Origin of the sequence: Streptomyces sp. A5-4 (assembly GCF_051131715.1) — a bacterium.
Classification (GTDB): Bacteria; Actinomycetota; Actinomycetes; order Streptomycetales; family Streptomycetaceae; genus Streptomyces.
Genome location: NZ_CP178591.1, coordinates 1,676,243 through 1,692,428, shown reverse-complemented (window position 1 = coordinate 1,692,428; position 16,186 = coordinate 1,676,243). Strand labels below are relative to the sequence as shown.

General features: G+C 72.1%; 12 protein-coding genes. 8 read left to right on the top strand and 4 right to left on the bottom strand.

The annotated features are described in order from the left end of the window. The first annotated feature begins 38 nt into the window (after positions 1-38). The 3 genes from ACLLJJ_RS07785 (at position 39) to ACLLJJ_RS07775 (ending at position 2,217) form a co-directional block, all read left to right on the top strand. A complete protein-coding gene (locus ACLLJJ_RS07785) occupies positions 39-803 on the top strand; it encodes an SDR family oxidoreductase (RefSeq protein ID WP_434588537.1) in 765 nt (254 codons plus the stop codon). Position 804: 1 nt separating this feature from the next. Continuing rightward, a complete protein-coding gene (locus tag ACLLJJ_RS07780; RefSeq protein ID WP_434588536.1) occupies positions 805-1,752 on the top strand; it encodes an SDR family oxidoreductase in 948 nt (315 codons plus the stop codon). Between the two features lie 312 nt (positions 1,753-2,064). Continuing rightward, entirely contained in the window at positions 2,065-2,217 is a 153-nt protein-coding gene (locus ACLLJJ_RS07775; RefSeq protein WP_434588535.1) for a hypothetical protein, read from the top strand. 364 nt (positions 2,218-2,581) lie between these two features. On the opposite strand, the gene ACLLJJ_RS07770 is transcribed toward ACLLJJ_RS07775, so the two are convergent. Next, positions 2,582-4,084 (bottom strand): ankyrin repeat domain-containing protein, encoded by a 1,503-nt coding sequence (locus ACLLJJ_RS07770; RefSeq protein WP_434588534.1) that lies wholly within the window; start codon positions 4,082-4,084, stop codon positions 2,582-2,584. Between the two features lie 23 nt (positions 4,085-4,107). After that, positions 4,108-5,004: a hypothetical protein gene (locus ACLLJJ_RS07765; RefSeq protein WP_434588533.1), complete on the bottom strand. Its 897-nt coding sequence runs from the start codon at positions 5,002-5,004 to the stop codon at positions 4,108-4,110. 229 nt (positions 5,005-5,233) lie between these two features. Between ACLLJJ_RS07765 and ACLLJJ_RS07760 the strand changes: the two genes are divergently transcribed. Both ACLLJJ_RS07760 and ACLLJJ_RS07755 read left to right on the top strand, forming a co-directional pair. After that, entirely contained in the window at positions 5,234-6,019 is a 786-nt protein-coding gene (locus ACLLJJ_RS07760) for a S1 family peptidase (RefSeq protein ID WP_434588532.1), read from the top strand. A gap of 181 nt (positions 6,020-6,200) precedes the next feature. Beyond that, a complete protein-coding gene (locus ACLLJJ_RS07755; RefSeq protein WP_434588531.1) occupies positions 6,201-9,284 on the top strand; it encodes an endo-alpha-N-acetylgalactosaminidase family protein in 3,084 nt (1,027 codons plus the stop codon). A gap of 68 nt (positions 9,285-9,352) precedes the next feature. Here the strand turns inward: ACLLJJ_RS07755 and ACLLJJ_RS07750 are convergent, their stop codons facing one another. Both ACLLJJ_RS07750 and ACLLJJ_RS07745 read right to left on the bottom strand, forming a co-directional pair. Further along, a complete protein-coding gene (locus tag ACLLJJ_RS07750; RefSeq protein WP_434588530.1) occupies positions 9,353-9,823 on the bottom strand; it encodes a hypothetical protein in 471 nt (156 codons plus the stop codon). A gap of 103 nt (positions 9,824-9,926) precedes the next feature. Continuing rightward, entirely contained in the window at positions 9,927-11,708 is a 1,782-nt protein-coding gene (locus ACLLJJ_RS07745) for a glycoside hydrolase family 35 protein (protein WP_434600335.1), read from the bottom strand. Positions 11,709-11,884: 176 nt separating this feature from the next. On the opposite strand from ACLLJJ_RS07745, the gene ACLLJJ_RS07740 reads away from it, so the two are divergent. The 3 genes from ACLLJJ_RS07740 to pepN all read left to right on the top strand — a co-directional run bounded on the left by ACLLJJ_RS07740 (position 11,885) and on the right by pepN (position 16,152). Then, a complete protein-coding gene (locus ACLLJJ_RS07740) occupies positions 11,885-12,763 on the top strand; it encodes a helix-turn-helix domain-containing protein (protein WP_434588528.1) in 879 nt (292 codons plus the stop codon). A gap of 11 nt (positions 12,764-12,774) precedes the next feature. Further along, positions 12,775-13,080 (top strand): chorismate mutase, encoded by a 306-nt coding sequence (locus ACLLJJ_RS07735; RefSeq protein ID WP_434588527.1) that lies wholly within the window; start codon positions 12,775-12,777, stop codon positions 13,078-13,080. 570 nt (positions 13,081-13,650) lie between these two features. Next, positions 13,651-16,152 carry an aminopeptidase N gene (gene pepN, locus ACLLJJ_RS07730; protein ID WP_434588526.1) on the top strand — a complete coding sequence of 834 codons (2,502 nt, stop codon included), beginning with the start codon at positions 13,651-13,653 and terminating at the stop codon, positions 16,150-16,152. Positions 16,153-16,186: the final 34 nt, after the last annotated feature.

Here is a 16,186-nt window from a genome sequence, read left to right as displayed (position 1 = left end):
TCCACCAAACATTTGTTAGGTACGGAAGGTAGCAGCGAATGGAACTGGACGGGAGGGTCGCCGTCGTCACCGGCGGCACGCGGGGCGTCGGCGCGGGAATCGCGCGGGCGTTCCTGGCGGCGGGCGCGAAGGTGGTGGTGTGCGCCCGCAGACCGCCGGACCGGCCGGTGGAGGCGGCGGGCGCCGCGGCCGTGTTCAGGCCCGTGGATCTGCGCGACCAGGCCGCCGTCCACGACTTCTTCGCCGATGTCGCGGCGACGTACGGGCAGCTCGACGTGCTGGTCAACAACGCGGGCGGAACGCCGTACCGGCTCCTCGGCGAGGGCGAGGCGGAGCGGCACGCGCGCGTGGTCGCACTCAATCTGACGGCGCCGATGCATGCCTCCCTCGCGGCGTACGAGTATCTGCGTGCGTCCCGGGGGTCGGTGGTGATGATCGGCAGCGTCAGCGGGAGCCGGCCGTCGCCCGGAACCGCCGCCTACGGCGCGGCCAAGGCCGGGCTGCAGAACCTGGCCGGGTCGATGGCCGTGGAGTGGGCGCCCGAGGTACGGGTGAACACGCTCGTCCTCGGGATGGTCCGTACGGAACTCTCACATCTGCACTACGGGGACGAGGCGGGCATCGCCGCCGTCGGGCGGACCGTGCCCGCGAGGCGGCTCGCCGAGCCCTCGGAGATCGGCGACGCGGCGGTCTTCCTCGCGTCGGAGCGTGCCGCGTATGTGAGCGGCGCCTCGCTGCTCATCCACGGGGGCGGGGAGCGGCCGGCGTTCCTCGACGCCGCGACAGCCAATAAGGAGAACTGACATGGCCGGTATCGGTGACGCAAACGACGAGGGCCGCCGCGAAGGGCTCTGTGGCGGACGGGTGGTGATCGTGACGGGCGCGGGGCGTGGTCTCGGGCGTGCGCACGCTCTCGCCTTCGCGGCCGAGGGCGCGAAGGTCGTCGTCAACGACCTGGGTGTCGGGCTCGACGGGGCGGGAGTCTCGGTGAGCCCCGCGCAGCGGGTCGTCGACGAGATCGTGGCGGCGGGCGGCGACGCTGTGGCGCACGGCGGGGACATCGCCACACCCGAGGGCGCGGCGTCCCTCGTCGCGGCGGCGGTGGAGACCTTCGGCCGCCTCGACACCCTGGTCAACAACGCGGGCTTCCTGCGCGACCGGATGCTCGTCAACCTGGACGAGGGCGACTGGGACGCGGTGGTGCGGGTGCACCTGAAAGGCCACTTCCTGATGCTGAAACACGCGGCGGCGTACTGGCGTGCGGAGGCGAAGGCGGGCCGGGAGGTCACGGCGCGGGTGATCAACACCAGCTCGGGAGCAGGCCTGTTGGGCAGCGTGGGGCAGGGCAACTACGCGGCGGCCAAGGCCGGCATCCTCGGCCTGACGCTGGTGGCGGCGGCAGAGATGGAGCGGTACGGCGTCCAGGTGAACGCGATCGCACCGGCGGCCCGCACCCGGATGACCGAGCAGACCTTCGCCGGAGCCATGGCCGCGCCGGGCGGCGGCGAGTTCGACGCGATGGCCCCGGACAACGTCTCACCGCTGGTGGTGTGGCTCGGCTCGGCGGCGAGCGCGGGGGTCACCGGGCGGGTCTTCGAGACGGAGGCGGGCCGGATCACGGTGATGGAGGGCTGGCGCACCGGGCCGACGGCGGACAAGGGGGCGCGGTGGGCGCCCGCGGAGGCGGGGGAGGCGGTGCGCAAGCTGCTGGCGGACGCGGAGGCACCCCTGCCGGTTTACGGGGCGCGCTGATCGGGCTGGGCCGGTACCGCCAGGGGTGCCGGTCCGCCTTTCAACAACCGTGCGGGTAGCGGTGGTTCCGGTCGCGGTCGTTCCGTTCCTGGCCCGGCGCGGCGGCCAATTCGCCGCGTCCGTGAGCTAGGCGCACGCCCCGTTCCCTGCCACAGTCATGCACGGAAATACCCAGTCGGAAGTGCACGAACTCTCGCGGCCTCGACCGAACTCGCACCCCCGATCGGCTTGTTGTGTTCACCGACATTCCGCGCGGCGCGGAATTCCTTGATTCGACGACAAGAAAGGGATCCGGCGGCGCGGAGGCGCGGCGTGAAGATTCCATCCCTGGGGCGGGGAGAGGCGCTCGCCGAGCCGGCGGAAGTGCTGCGGGAGGCGCGCCCGGGGCAACCGCGGATCGTGCTGCTCGAAGGGCCCGCCGGGGTCGGCGAGACCGCTCTCTGGGGCGCTTCGTCCCGTCCCTGACCAGCCGTTGGGCGGGCAAGCAGGACAGCCCCGAGCGGACCGTGACCTACTCCGGATAAGGAGGCAGGTGCCAGGTGGTCTACGACTGGCGGATGGTCGCCTGAACGAGTCCGGTCGGCGCGACGGTCCGGGGCCTGAACCGGCCCGGTGGGCAAAACGACCGGGTCAATGCCGGTGGTGCGAGTCTGCCCCAGCCTGTCCACGGGGGTGACGGGCGGCTCCACTCCCTCGTCCCCCATGGCGAGGGCCGGTGACCAGAGCCGGCCCGGCCTTGCCGTGAAGGGCCCTCTTCTCCCGTGCCGACGCCGAAGCAACGGCGTCATCGGCCAGGCCGCGTACACCCGGCCCCACGCCACCGGCCCGGTCACCGGTCGCGCGGCGGTGTCCGTTCCAGGCGGCGCCGCACTGTCTCGTCCTCGACGCACTCCAGCGTCTCCAACGCCGCGGCATACGCGTACCCCCGCGGATCCTCGTGGCCGAGTATCCGCGCCAGCGCGTCGATCGCCCGAGGGTCCTGCCGCACCGCCAGCCCCCGCGCCGCCTCCGCCGCCGTGTCCGGGTCCCGGTCGTCCAGGCGGGCCGCGAGGGCCTCCCGGATGTCCGGGGTGTCGGCCTCGATTCCGGCGAGCGCCAGCGTCGCCCAGTCCCGTACGTCGTCGTCGGCATCGCCGCTGAGAGCGATCAGTGCCGCGGCGCCCGCCGCGTCGTCACCGGGGACCAGACCGACCAGGGACAACGCCACCCGGTGGCGCACCTCGGCGTCGGGATGCGCCGCGTGGCGCAGGATCTCCGGAAGGGCCGCCGGGTCGCCCTGCTGCCCGAGCCCCAGCACGGCCGCCCTGACCAGCTCGGCGTCCTCGGCCTCCCGCGCCAGCTCCCGCAACAGCGGCAGCGCGCGCGACGCGAACGGCCTGCTGTCGGCATCGAAGCCGAGCTGCGCCAGCACATCCGCGGCGAACGCCCGCCGCAGCGGATCACCGCTCGCGCACCACGCGGTCGCGGCCTGGAAAGTCTCCTCGTCGCCGCGCCGCCACAGCGCGGCCACGGCCTCCACCCACTCGTCCCGGTCCGGGTCCGCGCCGCGCAACGCCCGCTCGGCCAGCTCCGCGAAGGGTGTCCGTACGCCCAGTTTCTCCTCCAGCACGGTGGCTATGGCGGCGTGTCCGGTCTGCTGCTCCTTGCCCGCCACGAGATTGCCGTCCCGCACCAGCTCGACCACGACGGTCACCGCGCCGTCCTCGCCGACCCGGCGTATCACCGTCTCGGCGTGCGTCGCCCCGTAGGTGTCGCGCAGCCACTGGCGCAACTCGTGCTCCACATCGGTTTCCAGCCAGTGCCGGGCCTCCGCCAGCGCCTCCCGCCGCGCGGACGCGCCGTGCCGCAGGAGGGTCCGTACCGTCTCGGCCGAACCGCGCCGCGCCGCCAGCACCAGCGGCGGCTCCCCGCCCGGACCCGGCAGGTCCGGGTCGGCCCCGTGCTCAAGGAGCGCCTCCACGGTGCCCGCGTGCCCCTGTCCGACCGCCCAGGCCATCGCCGTGAACCCGAACCGCTCCCGCAGGTCGGGCCGGGCGCCCGCCGCCAGCAGCGCCTCCACGACCTCGGTGTGACCGCCGACCGCGGCCCCGCACAGCGGGAGATCGCCGGCCTCCGGTCCGCTCGCCCGGTCCGGGTCGGCGCCCGCGGCGAGCAGCAGCCGGACCATGCCGGGCCGGTCGTTCACGGCCGACAGGTACAGCGCGGTCTCGCCCTCGTCGTTGGCCGTCTCCGCGGGAATGCCCGACCGCAGCAGGCGCACCACGGCGTTGTCCTCGCCGCCGTACACCTCGGCGAACAGATCCTGCGGTGTCGCTGTCGCCTCGGCCGTCATGATTCGACCCTACGTGGGCGGGTTCAGGTGTCGCATTCGAGAATCGTGCGGCACAGCGCGCAGCGGGCCCGCACCCGGCCGCGCACCGGCACACGGATGCGCTGGTGACAGGTGGGGCAGTCGAAGGACACCCGCAACTGCCCGGCGCCGCCGCTCCCCTCGAAGGCGTACGTCGAGGCGCTCTCGTGGCGTCCGCCGTTCTCCCGCGCGTACCGCCGCTCCTTGGCGTACCGACGGCGGCCCGCCCAGCCCGCGGCCACCAGCGGCGGCTGCTGCTCGTCGCGCCGGGCCAGCGCCAGGCCCTTGGTGTACGCCGTGTACGCCTGCGCGCTGGTGAACCAGGGGGCCGGGTCCTCGCCGAACGCGATCGCCCGCTTCGCCAGCACGTAGCCGAACTCCTCCGGTGTGAGGTAGCCGAGCTTCTGGCTGGACGCCCCGTCCTCGCGGAACGCGTCGAGCAGCAGCCAGCCCGCGCCGAGGTACGTCGTCACGGTGTCGGTGAGGATCTCGTTGTCCCTGGTGCCCGCGAAGGCCAGGCCCAGGCGGTGCAGCAGGACATGGGTGATCTCGTGGGCGAGAGCCGCCCCGATGTCGTTGCGGTGGGTCCGGAAGCGGGCGTTGAGCTCGATGAAGTACTCGGGACCCGCGGCCAGCTCGACGCTCGCCGCGTGCTCCATCTCCCGGAAGCTCACGATCATGCGGGCGTCCGGCAGCCGCAGGTGCTGGACGAGGGCGCGGGCCACCCGCTGGGTGCCCAGGTGCAGATCGTCCTGGTCGCTGAAGGCGACATCGACGGGGAAGACGCTCGGGGCGTACGAGCGCACACCGTCGTGACCGATCCGTTTGTGGAGCGCGGTGAGGGCGGACCGCACGGTGGTGAGATGCGGATACCCGTGTACGACCGCACTGCCGCTCGTCACGACCGCACCCCCTATCCCCCCACAGGACGTGAACAGGTCTCCACTGTAAGCCGATTTCGACGCCCTTGGGGGCTCGCGAGAGGTGGCCGGAAACCATCCCTTGTCGGGCGGGGGACCAACTCCACATAATCCAGCAACGCCTTGACGGGCCCATGCCAGCTTTGGGTTGGTGCGGAGTCCGTCGTGCGAAGAGTGACCCCCCACGATCACCCCCACGAAAGGCACTCCGTTGAAGAACGTTCTGCGTGCTTTCAAGAGATGCGCCGCAGTCGGCGCCGTGGTTCTCGCCGCCGTCAGCATCCAGCCCGCCGGTGCCAGCGCGGCCCCGCCGCCCGCCCCGCCCGTCGTCGGCGGAACCCCCGCCGCACAGGGCGAATTCCCCTTCATGGTCCGGCTCTCCATGGGCTGCGGCGGTGCGCTGTACGCCAAGGACATCGTGCTCACCGCGGCGCACTGCGTGAGCCGCTCGGGCAGCAACACCAGCATCACGGCCACCGCCGGTGTCGTCGACCTCCAGTCGTCGCGCGCCGTCAAGGTCAAGTCCACCAAGGTCCTGCAGGCGCCCGGCTACAACGGCAAGGGCAAGGACTGGGCGCTGATCAAGCTCGCCAAGCCCATCGAACTGCCCACCCTGAAGATCGCCACGACCACCGCGTTCAACCAGGGCGACTTCACCATCGCGGGCTGGGGCGCGGCCACCGAGGGCGGCGGCCAGCAGCGCTACCTCCTCAAGGCGAAGGTCCCCTTCGTCAGCGACGCAGACTGCGCGAAGGCGTACGGCAACCAGCTCACCCCGGGCGAGGAGCTGTGCGCCGGCTTCGTCGGCACGGGCGGCACCGACACCTGCCAGGGCGACTCGGGCGGCCCGATGTTCCGCAAGGACGAGGCCAACGCCTGGATACAGGTCGGCATAGTCAGCTGGGGAGAGGGCTGCGCACGACCGGACTACCCGGGCGTGTACACCGAGGTCTCCACGTTCGCGGCGGCCATCAAGAGCGCCGCTGCCGGTCTCTGACCGCGCGGCGCCGAGGAGCTGAAGTGCCTGGGGAGCTGAGGCACTGAGGCCCCCGGGGCGGGGGAGGGGCAGGCCGACGGGCGCATTAGTCCAAGACCTGTTCCTCCTTTGTCCATAGGCCCTCTCCTCCCACGCGGCGCATCGTGACGGGCACGGTCAACCGTCACGAGAAGGAGCCAGCGTGGATTCGTATATTCAGGGCCGGGGACCGAGCCGCAGGACCGTGGCGGGCGCGGCCGCACTCGCCGGCATCGGCGCAGTCGTCGGCGCCCCGGGCCTCGCCACCGCCGCCCCGGCCGCCGGCCACGAGAACCGGCTGCGCTCCCGCGAGCTCGATGTACGCGTCGACTCCGGTTTCCCGCGCATCGTGTCCTACACCGACCGCGGCACGGGCGCGAAGCTGCACGCCCAGGAGGACCCGGTCACCTCGGTCCTGATCGACGGAACCGCCCGTACCCCCAAGGTCACCACCAGGGTCCAGCACGACCGGGCCGATTACACCCTCGCCTTCGACGGCGGCACCGAGATCGGCGTCGAGATCCGCGTCGAAGGCCGGCAAATCCACTGGCGGGTCACCCGCATCGCCGACACCCCCGCGCTGCGCGTCGGCACCCTGCAGATCCCCGGCCTGGCCTTCCTGTCCGTACGCAGCGACCAGCCCGGCGCGACCCTGCTCGCCGCGCGCGTCGAGATCGACAAGGCGAAGAGCGGCGACACCCTGGTCGAGGTCGCCCCGGACACGACGCCCGACGCCGCGCCCAAGGGCTGCGCGTACGCCGTCGTCGCCCACGACCGGCTCGGCGGCGCCGTCGAGACCAACACCACGTACGACAAGCCGACCAGCGCCGACGGCACCACCTGGGAGAACGGGCGGCTGTGGCGGCAGACCGTGCGGCGGGACGGTTACGTCAAGGCGCAGGTGACCTGCGGACAGTGGACCCACCGCGCCGCGACCGCGCCCACCGGCGCCACCGAGCCCCTCCCGTACGCCACCGTCGTCGTCACCCGCGACCGCGACGACGACTCCGTCGTCACCTGGCAGGACGCGGCCATCGCCTTCCGCGACATCATGGTCGACCCGCTGGGCGCCGACGAGCAGCACCTGCGGGTCGTCCCGCACATCCCCTTCAACTTCGCCAGCCAGGCCACCAACCCGTTCCTGCAGACCCTCGACAACGTCAAGCGGATCTCCCTCGCGACGGACGGGCTGCGCCAGTACACGCTGCTCAAGGGCTATCAATCGGAGGGCCACGACTCGGCGCACCCCGACTACGCGGGCAACCCCAACAAGCGCGCGGGCGGCCTCGACGACCTCAACACCCTGGTCAAGGAGGGGCGTAAGTGGGGCAGCGACTTCGGTGTCCATGTGAACGCCACCGAGTCCTACCCCGTCGCGAACGCCTTCTCCGAGACCCTCGTCGACGAGGCGAACGAACAGTGGGACTGGCTCGACCAGAGCTACCGCATCGACCAGCGGCGCGACCTCGTCTCCGGCGACATCATCAAGCGCTTCAAGGACCTGCGCCAGGAGACCGATCCCGCGCTCAACATGCTCTACATCGACGTCTTCCGGGAGTCGGGCTGGACCTCGGACCGGCTCCAGCGGGCGCTGCGCGAGCAGGGCTGGCACGTCACCACCGAATGGGGACACGGCCTTGAGCGCTCGTCCCTGTGGTCGCACTGGGCCACCGAGGTCGACTACGGCGGCGACACCTCGCGGGGCATCAACTCCCAGCTGATCCGCTTCATCCGCAACCACCAGAAGGACGTCTTCGCCGATAAGTGGCCCACCCTGCTCGGCATCCCGCGCACCGGAAATTTCGAGGGCTGGGTCAACAAGACCGACTGGAACGTCTTCTACCGGCTCATCTGGACCGACAGCCTGCCCGCCAAGTACCTCCAGGCGTACCCGGTCAAGACCTGGGCGGAGCACCGGATCACCTTCTTCGGCCCGACGAGGACCACCGTCGACGACGAGGAAGGCACCCGGCGCATCACCACCGACGGGCGCGTCGTGTACGACGACGGGACCTATCTGCTGCCGTGGGAGCCGCGCAGGGCAATCGATCCGGACAAGCTCTACCACTACAACCCGGCGGGTGGCAGCAGTAGTTGGCAGCTGCCACGCGGCTGGGCAGGCAGGTCGAAGGTCGCGCTCCACCGGCTCACCGACCAGGGCCGGGTGCACGTCCGTGACATCCCGGTCCGCTCCGGCAGGATCACCATCGACGCCGATGCGCAGCAGCCGTACGTCCTGCACCGCGACCGGGCACGGCAGGCGGGTGACCCGCACTGGGGGCAGGCCACCCCCGTGCACGACCCCGGCTTCCACTCGGGAACGCTGGACGGCTGGACGGCCGGTGGACCCGCGTCGGTGGAGCTCAGCGCACTGGGGGACTACGAGCTGGTGATCGGCGCGGGCGGCGCCGCGGCCGTCGGGCAGCGCCTCGCACGCCTGGCGCCCGGCACATACGCCGCGTCCGTACAGGTCGAGGTGGGCGCGAAGGCGGGGGAGCGGCGCCGGGCCGCCCTCACCGTGCGGACCGCGGACGGCGCCACCGCCGAGAACTGGACCGACTCGTCCACGGCCGTCAATCTCGTCGCGGCCGACCGCAAGCACGACACCCGCTTCCAACGGATGTTCACGTACTTCACCGTCCCGGAGGGCGGCGGCCGGGTCGACCTCACGCTGCGGGCCGCGGCGGGTGAAGCGCGCGTGCGCTTCGACAACGTACGGGTCGTCCCCGCCACCCGCCCCGCGAAGGAGGGAACGGTGGCCTTCGAGGACTTCCAGCAGGTGCCGCAGGGCTGGGGCCCGTTCGTGAAGGGCGACGCGGGCGGTTCCACCGACCCGCGCACCCACATCGCGCAACGGCACGCCCCGTTCACCCAGCGGGCCTGGCACGGCAAGGCGATCGACGACGTCATCGACGGCTCGGAATCCCTCAAGTCGCGCGGCGAGAACGACGGCCTGGTCTACCGGACCGTGCAGCACACCGTCCGCTTCGAGGCGGGCAGGCGCTACCGGGTGTCCTTCCGTTACGAGAACGAGAAGGCCGGCCAGTACGCGTGGATCACCGGCGTGGACGAGCCGGCGCCCCGGGAACTGACGCGGGCCCCGCTGCCCGTGGCGACCGTCCCCACGGCCTTGACCTACGAGTTCACGGCGCCGGCCGAGGGTGAGCCGTGGGTGGGCCTGCGGAAGGTCGGGGACGACGGTAAGGCGGAGTTCGTCCTGGACACCTTCGAGGTGAGCGAGGTGTAGGCGGCAGATCGCGGTGCGACGGACGGGTCGGGCTCCCGCGGGAGCCCGACCCGCCCGTCGCGGAGCGGCTATGCGGCGCGGCGCTCCCCGGTACGGCCGGCTCCCGGGCGCAGCGCGAGGGCGCACCAGACTGCCGTCGCCGTCAGCGCGACCGCGGCCAGCGCACCCAGCGCCGGTGCCTCCGGCCGCCAGCCCAGGGAGATCCGGGTGCCCAGGAGGGTGAGCACCACCGCGATCTGCCCCGGGGCGTAGAGCGGCACCCGCAGGGCGGTGGCCCGTATCGCGCCCGCCGCCACCAGCCCGGTCGCGGTCCAGGCGGCCACATACGGCCACACCGACCCCGGAGCGGCGGGCGGCAGCCCGTACTCCTCGGGGCCGATACGGAACAACGCGCCGACCCAGCCCAGGCCCACCCCGAGGGCGGCGATGCCCGCCATCCACACGGCGTGGCGCCACAGCGGACCCGGCCGCACGCGCTCCTCGTCGTCTTCAGGGGGAGTGATGTCGTCGGGGCCGCAGAGGTCGTGGGATTGGATCATGTCCGGTAGGACGCGGTTCGGCGGCCGGGAGTTGCGGGGGCGAAGGCGAATCGTGCCGGCGGTGTTGCCCGGCGGGTCCCCGCGGTGCCCCCGCCGGGCGAGCTCAGCGGACCCGAACCGTCAACTCACCCGCGTCCGCACCCTCCACCTCCAGGACCCACACCTCGTTGGCCCCCTCCCGCAGCACCGGCCCCGGAACGTACAGCGACCGCTGCGGCCCCACACCCCAGTAGCGCCCCAGGCAGAACCCGTTCACCCAGACGAAGCCCCGGGTCCACCCCCGCAGCTCCAGCCCCGCGTCCCCCGCGCCCCGCACCTCGAACGCGCCCCGGTACAGCCCCGCCGCACCCGAGGCCTCACCCGTCTCACGGAACGGCACCCGGCCGACCGACTCCGCGTCGTCGAACGCGTCCAGCCGCAACCCCCGGGCCCGCACCCCGTGCACGTACTGCCGCTCGTGCAGCACCCCACCCGTGATGCCCTTCGGCTCGGCGAGACGCGGCCCGTAGTTGACCCGGCCCAGCGACTCCACCCACAGCTCGACCTCCGCGGGGCCCTCCACCGGCTCCGCCAGAGCCGTGTACGCGTCGGCCCCGCCCGCCGCGCCGTTCAGCACACCCGTCCGCACCCCGTCGACGTACACCACGGCCAGATCCCGCAGTCCCGTCACGCCCAGCGGATACGCCCGGCGCGGACCGGGCAGCCGCACCCGGTAGCGGACCAGCCCACGGTCCACCCCCAACTCCTCGAACGTCGGCGGCATCGCCGTCTCCGTCTCCGCGCCCCCGAGCACCTCCAGTACGTCGCCCAACGGCGCCCACTGCGAGAGCCGCGCGTCGGCGGGCCCGGCCGCCTGGGCGGGCGCGGCAGGCACATCGGGGATCGGGGCGTCGTCGTTCCGGTGGAGCGCGAGGATGTCGCGGAACAGCCAGAACTTCTCCGTGGGCCGCCCGTACTCGTCGATGGGCGCGTCGTAGTCGTACGACGTGACGGTCGGCTGGAGGGCGCCGTCGTGCAGCCCGCCGGAGCGGTTCGCCCCCGCCCAGCCGGCGAAGTTCGTACCGCCGTGCGCCATGTAGAGATTGACGGAGGCCCCGCAGTCGAGGATCTCGCGCAGCGCGTCCGCCGTGTCCGCCGCATCCCGCAGGACGGGCTCCGCGTCCCAGTGGCCGAACCAGCCGCACCAGAATTCCATGCACATCAGCGGGCCGGTCGGCTGATGACGCCGCAGCACCTCGAACCCCGCACGCGCGCCGGACCCGAAGTTGGCCGTCGCGAGCACCCCGGGCACCGAACCGCCGGTCAGCATGTGGTCCTCGGGGCCGTCCGAGGTGAACAGCGGTACTGTGACGCCGAGTTCGCGCAGCAGGCCCGTCAGGTGCCGCAGATAGACCTGGTCCGAGCCGTAACTCCCGTACTCGTTCTCGACCTGCACCATGATCACCGGTCCGCCCCGGCCCAACTGCCGCTGCACCACCTGCGGCAGCAGTCGCCCGAACCACCGTTCCACGTGCTTCAGGTACTCGGCGTCGCGCGTGCGCACGCGAGTGCCCAGTGCCCCGGTCAGCCAGTGCGGCAGCCCACCGTTCTCCCACTCGGCGCAGATGTACGGGCCGGGGCGCACGATCGCCCACAGGCCCGCCTCGTGCGCCGCGTCCAGGAACCGGCCGAGGGCATGCACATCATGGAACCCGCCGGGCCGCGGCTCGTGCAGATTCCACGGAACGTAGGTCTCCACACAGGCGAGCCCCATGGCCCGCAGCATCGCCAGGCGATGCCCCCACTGCGCCTCGTGCACCCGGAAGTAGTGCAACGCGCCCGACAGCAGCCGCACCGGCCGCCCGTCGACCTGAAAGTCCCGCTCACCCACCGTGAAGTCCACCACGGTCCCCGCCCGTCTCTCGCTCATTTGTGGCATCTGCGGGGCCTCACCCACAGCGCTTCACCTTCACCCCTTGGCGGCGGACCGGTCCATGGACAAAGATCAGCGCTGTTTGGACACAAGGAAACACAACGGCACACAAGGACACCGCCTGAGCCCCGGGGGAGGAAGAAAACGGGATGTACCACACCTGGATGCGCTACTTCACCCCCAGTCCCACCCATCACCGGCTCGGTCTGGTCTGCCTCGGAGTCGGCATGCAGCACGGCACGCTGCCCACCGTCGGCCCGCGCACCCTCGACCACCACGTCGCCATCGTCATCGGCGCCGGCGCCGGCTGGTTCCGCGGCACGGACGGCCGACGTGTCGGCGTCACCGCGCCCGCACTGATCTGGGTCACCCCCGGTATCCCGCACCACTACGGGCCCGACCCGGTCACCGGCTGGGACGAGAGCTTCGTCGACTTCACCGGCCCCGCCACCGCGACCTACACGGAGCTCGGCTACATCGAACCGGACCGTCCCGTCGTCCCGCTCTCCGACACGGTGGGAGCCCGCGCCGCCGTGAGCCGCATCGCCCGCGCCGCACGCCGCGGCAACCCGCTGCTCGAAGTCGAGACGGGCGCCGCCGTCCATGAGCTCCTCGTCGCGCTGCGCCGGGCCCGCGCGGACGTCGGCGCCGACGGCGACCCCGTCCTGCAGTCCCTCGCCCGCGACGCCTTCCAGCCCCTGTCGGTCGCCGAGCACGCCTCGCGCCACGGCATGACCCCCGCCGAACTGCGGACCGCTGTACGCCGCAGCGCCGGGTGCAGCCCCAAGGACTACCTTCTCGGCATCCGCCTCGGCCGCGCCAAGGAACTCCTCGCCGCCACCGAACTGCCCGTCGCGGCCGTCGCCCGCCGGGTCGGTTACGACGACCCCGCGTACTTCTCGCGCCTGTTCACCCGGCGTGTGGGGACGGCCCCCGTCCGCTTCCGCGAGCAGCAGGGCCGCGCGGTCCACGGCGGCTGGAGCACCCAGATACCGGACCCGCGACACCCGCCGACGATCGACACGTAAGCTCGATGACCATGACTTCCAGCGAAATCGACGAGTCCGTGATCGCCGAGCTGAACCGCCTGCGCGACAGCATCGACAACATCGACGCGGCCGTAGTCCACATGCTCGCCGAGCGCTTCAAATGCACTCAGCAGGTCGGCCACCTCAAGGCGGCACACCAGCTCCCGCCCGCCGACCCGGACCGCGAGGCCCGCCAGATCATCCGGCTCCGCGAACTCGCGGAGAGCGCGAAACTGGACCCGGCCTTCGCGGAAAAGCTGCTGAACTTCGTAGTCGCGGAGGTCATCCGCCACCACGAGACAATCGCCCGCACGTAGACCCGGCCCCGGCCCGCCCTGCCCGGCGCCGGAGGCCCCGGCCGCGCGAGGGTGGGGCGGGGGGAGCCGTCGCCCGGCGACTTGCCCCCACCTGGCGCCCCCACTCGGCGCCCCGGGTCGTGCGGATCACGGGTCCCACCGGCCCAGGGGACCCACCGGCGGGTCTCACGAACCACGGCGCCCCGCGGACCAAGGTGCCCGCGGACCCCGGGTCTCACGGACCACGGCGCCCCGCCGACCACGGCGCGCGGACCCCGGGTCGCGCGGATCACCGGTCCTACCGGCCACGGGGCCTGCGGACCACGGGTCTCACGGCCGGTTCCCACGGACCCCGGGTCGCGCGGACCACGGCGCCCCACCGACCACGGCCCGCGGACCCCGGGTCCCACCGATCACTGGTCCCACGGACCACAGGTCCCACCGACCACGGCGCCCCACAGACCGCCCCACCCCACTCCACCGCACCACACGCCCCCCACCGCACCACACGCCCCCAGGGCACATCGCCCCCACGGGATCGCACCCCGCAACCCAGTGCGCCCCGCGCCCGCCATCAGGCAGCATGTCCCCATGCCCGTACTGACGCGCGACGAAGCGCAGACCCGTGCCCAGCTCCTCGACGTCCACCGGTACCGCATTGCCCTGGACTTGACCCGTGGCGAGGAAACCTTCGACTCCCGCACCGTCGTCCACTTCACCGCGCGCACCGCCGGGGACACCTTCGTCGAGCTCAAGCCCGCCACCCTGCGCACCGTCACCCTCGACGGGCAGCCGCTGGACCCCGACGCACTCGTCGAGAACCGCCTCGAACTGACCGGCCTCACCGCCGGTGAGCACGAGCTGCGCATCGACGCGGACATGCGCTACTCCCGTACCGGCGAGGGCATGCACCGCTTCACGGACCCCAGCGACGGCGAGACGTACCTCTACACCCAGCTCTTCATGGAAGACGTACAGCGCGTCTTCGCCGCGTTCGACCAGCCCGACCTCAAGGCCGTCTTCGAGCTGACGGTCACGGCTCCCGAAGAGTGGACCGTCCTCGGCAACGGCATCGCCGAGCACCACGGTGAAGGCCGCTGGAAGATCGCGCCCACGCCCCTCATCTCCACCTACCTCGTCGCCGTCGCGGCGGGCCCCTGGCACTCCGTACGCACCGAGCACGCGGGCCTGCCCTTCGGCATCCACTGCCGCCGCTCCCTCGCGCCGTACCTGGACGCCGACGCGGACGAGATCCTCGACATCACGCGCGCGTGCTACGACCGTTACCACGAGAAGTTCGAGGAGCCCTACCCCTTCGACTCCTACGACCAGGCCTTCGTCCCGGAGTTCAACGCGGGCGCCATGGAGAACCCCGGCCTCGTCACCTTCCGCGACGAGTTCATCTACCGTTCCGCCGTTACCGACACCGAACGCCAGACCCGGGCCATGGTCATCTCGCACGAGATGGCCCACATGTGGTTCGGCGACCTCGTGACCCTCCAGTGGTGGGACGACATCTGGCTCAACGAGTCCTTCGCCGAATACATGGGCTACCAGACGCTCACCGAAGCCACCCGCTTCACCGACACCTGGACCGACTTCGCGGTCGCACGCAAGGGCTGGGGGTACGACGCCGATCAGCGCCCCTCCACCCACCCCGTCGCCCCGGACCCCGACGCCGTCCCCGACACCGCGTCCGCCATGCTCAACTTCGACGGGATCTCCTACGCGAAGGGTGCCTCGGCCCTGCGCCAGCTCGTCGCCTGGCTCGGCGAGAAGGACTTCCTGGCGGGTATCAACACCCACATCGCCCGCCACAAATTCGGCAACGCCACCCTCGCCGACTTCATCGAATCCCTCGCCCACACCACGGATCGCGACGTCCACGCCTGGGCCCAGCGGTGGCTCCGCACCACCGGCGTCGACACCCTCACCCCCGACCCCACCGAAGCCGACGGGTCCTGGTCCCTGAACATCACCCACGACGGCAGCCGACCGCACCGCGTCACCGTCGGCACCTACGACCACACCCTCGGCGAACCGACTGTCCCCGAACGGCTCGTCCTGCGCGACCGCTTCGAGATCGACATCCCGCAGAGCGACTCCCGCAGGACGTTCCCGGGCCGCCGTCCGGCCCTCGTCCTCCTCAACGACGGCGACCTCACCTACGCCAAGGTCCGCCTGGACGCCACCTCCTGGGACACCGCTGTACGGTCCCTCTCCGGCCTCCCCGACCCGCTGACCCGCGCCGTCGTGTGGAACGCCGCCCGGGACATGGTCCGCGACGGCGAACTGTCCCCGGGCGCCTACCTGGACGCCGCCCGCGCCCATCTCCCGTACGAGACGGACCTGGCCATCGTCCAGGGCGTCCTCGTTTTCGCGGCCACGCAGATCGCCGACCGCTATCTCGGCGCCACCGAGCGTCCCGCGGCCCTGGCGACCCTTTCCACGATCTGCCGCGACCTGATCCGCCGCACCGAGGACGGCAACGCACCCGGCCTGCGCCTCATCGCCGTACGTCACTTCATCGACGCGGCCACTCAACCCGACACCATCCAGGACTGGTTCGGCTCGGGCAGCGTGTCGGGCGGCCCCGAACTCGACCCCGAACTGCGCTGGCGCATTCTCCGCCGCCTCGCGGTGCTCGGCGCCACCGACGAAGCGGCCATCGCCGCGGAGCTCGCCCGCGACCCCAGCGCCACGGGCGAGGAAGGCGCCGCCCGCTGCCGTGCCGCGCTGCCCACGGCCCAGGCCAAAGCCGCCGCGTGGTCGAGGATGTTCGAGGAGGACACCCTCTCCAACTACCTCTTCACGGCGGCCGCCCAAGGCTTCTGGCAGCCCGAACAGGCTGACCTCGTCAGGGAGTACGCAACCCGCTACTACCGCGACGCGGCGGCCCTGGCCGACCGCCGCGGCCCCGCCATCGCCGAAGCCGCGGGCCGCTACGCCTTCCCGCTCTTCGAGGCGGACGCGGACGCGCTGCGCCTGGGCGAGGAATTCCTCCGGGACAACGACATGATCCCGGCGCTGCGCCGCAAACTGGTCGACCAACTGGACGACCTGCGCCGGGCACTGGCAGTCCAGAAGAACTGAGGCACGCGAGAACCGCCGGGCGGGCTCGTGGAAC

Excerpts from the sequence above, each read along its gene's own strand:
- ACLLJJ_RS07770 (WP_434588534.1), bottom strand. The coding sequence starts at position 4,084 with ATGACGGCCGAGGCGACAGCGACACCGCAGGATCTGTTCGCCGAGGTG.
- ACLLJJ_RS07785 (WP_434588537.1), top strand. The coding sequence starts at position 39 with ATGGAACTGGACGGGAGGGTCGCCGTCGTCACCGGCGGCACGCGGGGC.
- ACLLJJ_RS07780 (WP_434588536.1), top strand. The coding sequence starts at position 805 with ATGGCCGGTATCGGTGACGCAAACGACGAGGGCCGCCGCGAAGGGCTC.
- ACLLJJ_RS07740 (WP_434588528.1), top strand. The coding sequence starts at position 11,885 with ATGTACCACACCTGGATGCGCTACTTCACCCCCAGTCCCACCCATCAC.
- pepN (WP_434588526.1), top strand. The coding sequence starts at position 13,651 with ATGCCCGTACTGACGCGCGACGAAGCGCAGACCCGTGCCCAGCTCCTC.
- ACLLJJ_RS07735 (WP_434588527.1), top strand. The coding sequence starts at position 12,775 with ATGACTTCCAGCGAAATCGACGAGTCCGTGATCGCCGAGCTGAACCGC.
- ACLLJJ_RS07750 (WP_434588530.1), bottom strand. The coding sequence starts at position 9,823 with ATGATCCAATCCCACGACCTCTGCGGCCCCGACGACATCACTCCCCCT.